Source organism: Nostocoides sp., assembly GCF_035343835.1.
GTDB lineage: Bacteria > Actinomycetota > Actinomycetes > Actinomycetales > Dermatophilaceae > Nostocoides_A > Nostocoides_A vanveenii.
Genome location: NZ_DAOQZV010000148.1, coordinates 1 through 7,929 on the forward strand (window position 1 = coordinate 1; position 7,929 = coordinate 7,929).

The 7,929-nt window shown below is 68.9% G+C and carries 7 protein-coding genes; 4 read left to right on the forward strand and 3 right to left on the reverse strand.

The features are described from left to right. The first annotated feature begins 226 nt into the window (after positions 1–226). Both PKH97_RS11005 and PKH97_RS11010 read left to right on the forward strand, forming a co-directional pair. The gene (locus PKH97_RS11005) at positions 227–2,230 is read left to right on the forward strand and encodes a protein meaA (protein WP_324387461.1); all 2,004 of its coding nucleotides are present in this window, start codon (positions 227–229) and stop codon (positions 2,228–2,230) included. Between the two features lie 147 nt (positions 2,231–2,377). After that, positions 2,378–2,998: a histidine phosphatase family protein gene (locus tag PKH97_RS11010; protein WP_324387455.1), complete on the forward strand. Its 621-nt coding sequence runs from the start codon at positions 2,378–2,380 to the stop codon at positions 2,996–2,998. A gap of 184 nt (positions 2,999–3,182) precedes the next feature. Here PKH97_RS11010 and nucS read toward each other — a convergent pair whose 3' ends face one another. The 3 genes from nucS to PKH97_RS11025 form a co-directional block, all read right to left on the reverse strand. After that, positions 3,183–3,878, reverse strand: coding sequence for an endonuclease NucS (gene nucS / locus PKH97_RS11015; RefSeq protein ID WP_324387456.1), 696 nt, complete (start codon positions 3,876–3,878; stop codon positions 3,183–3,185). A 134-nt stretch (positions 3,879–4,012) separates the two neighbouring features. Next, on the reverse strand, positions 4,013–4,675 hold the full coding sequence (locus PKH97_RS11020; RefSeq protein WP_324387457.1) for a response regulator transcription factor: 663 nt from the start codon (positions 4,673–4,675) through the stop codon (positions 4,013–4,015). After that, a complete protein-coding gene (locus PKH97_RS11025; protein ID WP_324387458.1) occupies positions 4,672–5,877 on the reverse strand; it encodes a histidine kinase in 1,206 nt (401 codons plus the stop codon). The genes PKH97_RS11020 and PKH97_RS11025 overlap by 4 nt, the downstream gene beginning before the upstream one ends. 140 nt (positions 5,878–6,017) lie before the next feature. Between PKH97_RS11025 and PKH97_RS11030 the strand changes: the two genes are divergently transcribed. Both PKH97_RS11030 and PKH97_RS11035 read left to right on the forward strand, forming a co-directional pair. Continuing rightward, entirely contained in the window at positions 6,018–6,932 is a 915-nt protein-coding gene (locus tag PKH97_RS11030; protein ID WP_324387459.1) for an ATP-binding cassette domain-containing protein, read from the forward strand. Between the two features lie 97 nt (positions 6,933–7,029). Next, entirely contained in the window at positions 7,030–7,833 is an 804-nt protein-coding gene (locus PKH97_RS11035) for an ABC transporter permease (protein WP_324387460.1), read from the forward strand. The last annotated feature ends 96 nt before the right edge of the window (positions 7,834–7,929 follow it).

The following is a 7,929-nucleotide window of genomic DNA, read 5'->3' on the forward strand; positions in this document are numbered from 1 at the left end:
GCGCACGATGGACCCTTGACGCGCGGCCGACCGGGCGCGTGCCAGTCGCTTGCGACGTGGCGCAGCGGCTGGGGCGCTGCGCTCGCGAGGTGAGCGAACGGCATACGGGCTCGGGTGTGGGCACACTCACCACCGGGTGGGGTGTCGCCGCCCGGGTGGCGCGGGTAGCTTCGCAAGCATGTCCGAGGCCTCGACCCCACGTCCCGAGCGCGACCGTCCCTGGGTGATGCGCACCTATGCCGGGCACTCCAGTGCCGCGGCGAGCAATGCGCTCTACCGGCGCAATCTTGCCAAGGGGCAGACGGGTCTCTCGGTTGCCTTCGATCTGCCCACGCAGACCGGCTACGACCCCGATCATGTGCTCGCGCGTGGTGAGGTGGGCAAGGTCGGGGTGCCCATCAGCCACATCGGTGACATGCGGGCGCTCTTCGACGCGATCCCGCTGGTCGAGATGAATACCTCGATGACGATCAACGCCACGGCCATGTGGCTGCTGGCTATGTATCAGGTCGTCGCCGAGGAGCAGGCCGAGGCGGCGGGCGAGGATCCGACGGCGGCGGTGCACCGACTGTCGGGGACGACGCAGAACGACATCATCAAGGAGTACCTCTCGCGCGGGACCTATGTCTTCCCGCCCGGGCCGTCCATGCGGCTGCTCACCGACGTTGTCACCTACACGGTCCGAGAGATCCCGAAGTGGAACCCGACCAATGTCTGCAGCTATCACCTGCAGGAGGCCGGCGCGACGCCGGTCCAGGAGATCGCCTTTGCCATGTCCACCGCGATGGCGGTGCTCGATGCGGTGCGCGAATCGGGGGTTGTGGCGCCCGAGGAGTTCGGCGAAGTCGTCGCCCGGATCTCCTTCTTTGTCAACGCGGGCGTGCGTTTCGTGGAGGAGATGTGCAAGATGCGCGCCTTCGTCGCCTTGTGGGAGGAAATCACCCGCGAGCGGTATGCCGTGGCCGACCCCAAGCAGCGCCGGTTCCGGTATGGCGTGCAGGTCAACTCGCTCGGCCTGACCGAGGCCCAGCCGGAGAACAACATCCAGCGGATCGTGCTGGAGATGCTCGCGGTCACGCTGTCCAAGGACGCCCGGGCGCGTGCCGTGCAACTGCCGGCGTGGAATGAGGCGCTCGGTCTGCCGCGGCCCTGGGATCAGCAGTGGTCACTGCGCATCCAGCAGGTGCTGGCCTATGAGTCGGATCTGCTCGAATACGGCGACCTTTTCGAGGGCTCGACCGTGGTGGCCGCCAAGGTGGCCGAGTTGGTCGATGGCGCCAAGGCCGAGATGGCGCGCATCGCCGAACTCGGCGGGGCGGTCGCCGCCGTCGAGAGCGGGTATCTGAAGTCGGCGCTGGTGGCCTCGCATGCCGATCGGCGAGCGCGGATCGAGCGGGGCGAGGACATCGTCGTCGGTGTCAACAAATTCGAGACAACCGAGCCCAACCCGCTCACCGCCGACCTGGACACCGCGATCCAAAGCGTCGATCCCGGTGTCGAGGCCGCCGCCGCGGCGGCCGTGCGACGGTGGCGCGAGCAGCGCGATGCCGATCCAGAGCGCCGGGACCGGGCGATCGCGGCGCTGGCGCGGTTGCGCGCCGACGCGGCATCCGGGGTAAATCTGATGGCCGCCAGCCTGGAGTGCGCGCGGGCCGACGTGACCACGGGGGAGTGGGCCGGGGCCTTGCGCGAGGAGTTCGGCGAGTACCGCGCCCCGACCGGGGTGTCCGGCTCGGTGGGCATTGCCGAGGCGGGCGAGGGGTTGCAGGCCGTGCGGGCGCAGGTGGCCGAGTTGGGCAGCGCTTTGGGGGAGCGGTTGCGCATCCTGGTCGCCAAGCCGGGGTTGGATGGGCACAGCAATGGCGCTGAGCAGATCGCGGTCCGGGCGCGGGATGCCGGCTTCGAGGTGGTCTATCAGGGCATTCGCCTAACGCCGGCCCAGATCGTCGCGGCGGCAGTGTCGGAAGATGTGCACCTGGTCGGCATCTCGATCCTGTCGGGCTCGCATATGGAGTTGGTGCCGGAGATCCTCGCCGGGCTGCGCGCGGCCGACGCCGGCGAGATTCCGGTGGTCGTGGGCGGCATCATCCCCGAGTCCGATGGCGCCAAGCTGCGCGAACTCGGCGTGGCCGCGGTCTTCACCCCCAAGGACTTTGGCCTGAACGAGATCATGGCGCGCTTCGTGGAGATCATCCGCTCGGCGAACCTAACCTCTGCTAGCAGGGTTTAGGTGACGTCCAGCAGGGTAGAACCTGCTGGAGGTCACCTAATGTGTGCTGAGTCGCGGATGGAGGCGACCCCGCGGATTGCCGGGCTGGCTAGCTGCACGTGCGCGGGCTCGGCGGGGGCGGGCAGTGCCGGGCGGCATACTGGCGGGGTGAGCTTGCACTGTCCCGCGACCCTTTATATCGCCCGGCACGGCGACGCCGAGTACACGCACGCACACGTGATGTCGGACGAGGGTGGCTGGTTGACCGAGACCGGTCAGGTCCAGGTCACCGAGTGCGCACACGACCTGGCTGATCGCCGGATCGCGGCGGTCTACAGCAGCCCGATGCAGCGGGCCGTCGAGTCGGGCGTGTTGGCTTCGAGTGAACTCTCGGTGCGCCACCGCGAGCTTGCGGGGCTCGAGGAGATTCGCGTCGGTGAACGGGCCGGTCAGCCGTGGAACGATCCGGTCACCCGCGAGGTGTATGACGCGTGGTTCCGCGGCGATCTCGACGCGCGCATCCCCGGGGGCGAGTCGGGTGCGGAGGTGGTTGCGCGCTTCCGAGAGGCGTTGGCGACGATCGCCGACCAGCATCGAGGCGAGCAGGTGTTGATCTTCACGCACGGCGGCATCATGTCGCTCGTCGTGCCCCGCCTGGCGATCAATGTTCGCGACGATCTGGCCTACCTGCAGTTCGTGCCCAACGCGGTGCCGGCCCGGGTCGAGGCCGGCGACGAGGACTGGCGCGTCATCTCCTGGCCCGGCTCCGCGAGCAAAGACGTGGTCTGACGCTGCCCCCGCGCAGAACTTCGTGGCGCCGGCCCCTGTTCCTAAACCCTGCTAGCAGCATTTAGGTGACCTCCAGCAGGGTCTACCCTGCTCGACGTCCCCGAAGGTGTGCTGAGTCGGGGCGATATCCGGGTCCTCGCGAAGTATCGCAGCGAGGAAGGAGCGGAGAACTTCGTGGGGTGAGTCAGAAGAGCCGGTGGTCGGTGGTGTCGATGCCTTTGAGCGCGTCGTAGTCGAGCACCACGCATCGGATGCCGCGGTCTTCGGCGAGGGTGCGCGCCTGCGGCTTAATCTGTTGCGCCGCAAAGATTCCCGTGACCGGAGCCAGCAGCGGGTCGCGATTCATCAGATCCAGATACCGCGTCAGCTGCTCGACGCCGTCGATCTCGCCGCGGCGCTTGATCTCGACCGCGACGGTGATTCCGCTCTGGTCGCGGCACAGGATGTCGACCGGCCCGATGGCCGTCATGTACTCCCGGCGAATCAGCGCGTACCCATCGCCGAGCGTATGGATGTGTTCCGCCAGCAGCGCCTGCAAGTGCGCCTCGACGCCGTCCTTGACCAGGCCGGGATCGACGCCGAGATCGTGCGCGGTGTCCGAGATGACCTCGTGGATGCGCACCCGGAGCCGATCGTCCGATTTGGTATGCCGCACCACCCAGACCGCGGCAACGCCCTCGTCTGCTTCATCGGCCTCGGGCGCCACCTCGGCCATCGTGCACGGTGGCGACATCCAGTTCAGGGGCTTGTAGGACCCGCCGTCGCTGTGGACCAGCACCGAGCCGTCGGCCTTGACCATGAGCAGCCGGGTCGCCAGCGGCAGGTGGGCGGTCAACCGCCCGTCATAGTCCACGCTGCATTTGGCGATCACGACGCGCACGAGGCGACACTTTAGCCCGGCGTTCTGCCGGCTCAGGAAATCGGGCCGTCGGCCTCAGCAGGCGACCGGGGCTGACACGCCGAAAACTCGGCGGAATTTCCGGCGTGCTGGCCCCGGTCGATTGAGGCGACGTCTCACCTGTCGGCGTCGTGGACCAGGATGGCGATCTGCACGCGATTGTCGAGGTCGAGCTTGGTGAAGATCCGCCCGACATGGGCCTTCACTGTGGCCACGCTCATGAACAACTCGCTCGCGATCTCGGTGTTCGAGCGCCCTCGCCCGATGGCCTGGGCAACCTCCAACTCCCGATCGGTGAGCAATCCCAACTTTCGCTTGGCGTCCGCCCGCGCGGTGTCCGGCGGCTCGGCCGGCGTCGCTACGGCCGCGATCAGGGTGGCCGTGACGCTCGGTGAGAGCATCGGCTGGCCGGCGGCAACCGTCCGCACGGCCTCGACCAGAGCTGCCGGCGGGGTGTCCTTGAGAAGGAATCCCGCGGCGCCGGAGCGCAGGGCGCGCAACACCATCTCGTCCGCATCGAAGGTCGTCAGAACCAGGATCCGGGGTGGATTCGGGCCCGCCAGAATGCGTTCGGTCGCGCTGAGTCCGTCGCGCCTCGGCATCCGGATGTCCATCAGCACGACATCCGGACGCTCCCGCGCGACGACCTCCAAGGCGTCCTCGCCGTCCTTCGCTTCGGCGACGATGGCGATGCCCGGGTCGCCGCCGAGGATCAGGCCGAGTCCCGTGCGAACCATCGGGTCATCGTCGACAAGGACGACGCGAATGGGCGCGCTCATCGGGATACTCCTTGAGTGGGTTCGGCGGCCGGCCACGGGAGCCAGGCCGAGACGAGATAGCCGCCATCGGGTTCGGTGCCGTGACGCAGCAGGCCGCCGGCGAGCGCAACCCGCTCCCGCAGGCCGAGCAGCCCCAGCCCCGACCGGGGCAGGGCATGATCCAGCGGCTGCAGCGCGCGGGGATTGCGCACCTCGATCTGCAGGCCGCCCGGTGACGCGCCGCTGACCGAGACCCGCACCGCCGTGCCGGGCGCGTGCTTGCGCGCATTGGTGAGCGCTTCCTGCACCACGCGGTATGCCGTTCGGCCCAGGACGGGAGGCACGTCGCCGACGGTGGAATCGGCATACGTGATCCGGGTGCCGAGTCCCTCGGCCTCCGCGATCAGGTGCGGGACGTCGCGAATATCGGGCTGTGGAGGCTCGGGGGCACCGGCGTCCGCGCGCTCGTCGCGCAGGACGCCGAGGACTTCTCGAAGATCGGCGAGGGCCTGATGGGCATTGGTCTCGATGGTCGTCAGGGCCTGCGACATCTGCTCTGGTGTGAGGTCCTTGCGATAGTTCAGTGCGCCCGCGTGCATGGCGACGAGCGAAATCCGGTGGGCGAGAACGTCATGCATCTCCCGAGCGATCCGCGTCCGTTCGCCGGCAGCAGCCTGCGCGACCCGGCGTTCCTGATCGCGCTGCGCGGACTCCACGCGCTCGCGCTCCAGCTCGCGGCGCCCGCCGACGGCATACCCGATGGCGGTCACGGCGGCAACCAGCAGGGTGATCATGATCAGCGTGAGGATCAGGTTCAGGCGGTTCTCGTCCAAGGAGGGGTAGATGCGCTCGCTGGCCGCCCCGGTAGCGATATTGAGCGGGATCAGCCAGGCCAGCTCACGCCAGCGCCGGCGCGCCGCGACCGAGGCGAGCACGAGGATTACGGCGCCGCCCGCGGACGTCGACACGGCTCCCGCGAGCGTCACGATCAGCGCGATCCGCAGCGGCCAGCGCCGCCGCCAGATCGTCAGCACCCCCGCCGCGATGCCGACGAGCAGGTCACCCAGCATCGCCCAGAGGCGAAGTGCCGGCGAGATGTCGTCTGGCAGGGTCGACCGCACGGTGACCCAGGCCAGGAAGCCGACGATGACCACGAAGGCGACCCGCCACGTTTTGCCCCAGCGCCCGAGGGGCGGGTTCGGGGGGTCGCGGGGGATCGTCATACGCCAACGTTAGGCGGGTTCGCGGGGTGTGCGGGGCCACCCCGAGTCGATCTGTTGGCCGGCGCGATAGACCAAAGTCGTAGCACGGATGAGTCGAAGTGCTGATGTGGCAGCCGCATCAGCCGGCGCAATCTGGATGCATGATCGCTGTCGAGAACCTCACCAAGCGCTACGGCACCTTCACCGCCGTCGACGCCATCACCTTCGAAGCCCGCCCGGGATCGGTCACCGGATTCCTCGGCCCGAACGGCGCCGGCAAGTCAACGGCCATGCGGATGATGACCGGACTGACCCCGCCGACCAGCGGCCGCTCGACGATCCTCGGGCACCCGTATGCCAGCCTGCCCAATCCCGCGCGCCACGTGGGCGTCATGCTCGACGCCACGGCCCAGCATCCCGGCCGCACCGGGCGCGAGGTGCTGCACCTGATCGGGATGCAGATCGGGGTGCCCAAGGCCCGCGTCGAGAGCGCATTGCAACTCGTCGGCTTGACCGACGAGGAGAGCAAGCGGCGGGTGCGCAACTACTCCCTCGGCATGCGCCAGCGCCTCGGCCTGGCCGGCGCGCTGATGGGCGACCCGCAGGTACTGGTCCTCGACGAGCCGGCGAACGGCCTTGACCCGCAAGGGATTCACTGGATGCGCCAGCTCCTGCGCGCCTATGCCGACCAGGGCGGCACCGTCCTGCTGTCGAGCCACCTGCTGCACGAGGTGCAGATCATCGCCGACGACCTCGTGATGATCGGGCGTGGTCGGATCGTCGCCCAGGGGTCGAAGGCCGACCTGCTCGGAGCCGCGGGCACGCGGGCCAACTCCGTCGACAATGCCGTCCTCGCCGCGGCCCTGCGGGCGCGGGGGGTCGAGGTCACCGGCGATCGCACCGGCGTGGTCGCCAAGACCGATGCCGAGACCGTGGGCCGCGCGGCGCTGGAGGCCGGCGTGGTGCTGACCGAGCTGCGGACCTCAGGTGCGGAGGGTCTGGAGGAGATGTTCCTCGCGCTCACCGCCGCCGATGCGCGCGACTCCGGCCCCGCCGCCGCGAAGGACGCGGCGTGAATCCCGTCCCTCTCGCGTGCTCCTGCCGTATGCCGGCCCCCCGCCCCAACCATCCTCCGCGCCGTCTCGGCGCTGCCATGACAACAAAGGATCTGACATGACTGCCGTCCTCGACCCGACCACCTCCCACCTGACCCACGAGCGCACCGCGATCGAGCAGACGCCAGGCATCCCGTTCGCCCGGCTGGTCCGCGTCGAACTGCGCAAGATGGTCGACACCCGAGCCGGCCGCTGGATGCTCATCGTGATGTCGGCCGTGTCCCTGCTCGTCGTGCTCGTCAATCTGATCTGGGGCGACCGGGAGAGCCTGAACTTCTCCTCCTTCGTGGCGCTGACCACCTTCCCGCTCATCGTGCTGCTGCCCATCGTCGGGATCATGGCGGCCACGGCGGAGTGGTCCCAGCGCACCGGGCTGGTGACCTTCACCCTGGAGCCGCGGCGAGTCCGCGTCCTCCTGGCGAAGAATCTCGCCGGCATCATCCTCGGCCTGGTGGTCATCGCGGCCGCCTTTGCTGCCGCGGCGCTGGCCACCCTCATTGCGATCACGGTGCGCGACGTGCCCGCGGACTGGTCGATGACCTGGCAGTCGGTGATCGGGATCCTCGCCGGAATGACCATCTATGTCATCCAGGGCCTGGCCTTCGGGTTTGCCCTGCTGATCACGCCCCTGGCGATCGTGGCCTCGATCCTGCTGCCGACGATCTGGTCGATCGCGTCCAGCATCAGCGCCAGGCTGGACACCGCCGGTGCCTGGCTCGACCTCAACCGCACCGTCGAGCCGCTCTTCTCCGGCACCATGTCGGGCGAGAACTGGGCTCAGCTCGGAACATCCAGCCTGGTCTGGATCGGCATCCCGATGGCCATCGGCGCCTGGCGCGTGCTGACCCGCGAAGTCAAATAGCCCCCGGGCAGGCAGAGAGCGGGCTGCGCCAGCGCTGCCTGTCTGTTCCGGGAAACCAAGCTCGCTTCGCTCGCCCTCCGGGGGCTCCGCCCCCGG

What these genes read in the sequence shown, in the direction of transcription:
- PKH97_RS11005 (WP_324387461.1), top strand. Translation starts at nt 227, where the DNA reads ATGCGCACCTATGCCGGGCACTCCAGTGCCGCGGCGAGCAATGCGCTC.
- PKH97_RS11020 (WP_324387457.1), bottom strand. Translation starts at nt 4,675, where the DNA reads ATGAGCGCGCCCATTCGCGTCGTCCTTGTCGACGATGACCCGATGGTT.
- PKH97_RS11025 (WP_324387458.1), bottom strand. Translation starts at nt 5,877, where the DNA reads ATGACGATCCCCCGCGACCCCCCGAACCCGCCCCTCGGGCGCTGGGGC.
- PKH97_RS11030 (WP_324387459.1), top strand. Translation starts at nt 6,018, where the DNA reads ATGATCGCTGTCGAGAACCTCACCAAGCGCTACGGCACCTTCACCGCC.
- PKH97_RS11035 (WP_324387460.1), top strand. Translation starts at nt 7,030, where the DNA reads ATGACTGCCGTCCTCGACCCGACCACCTCCCACCTGACCCACGAGCGC.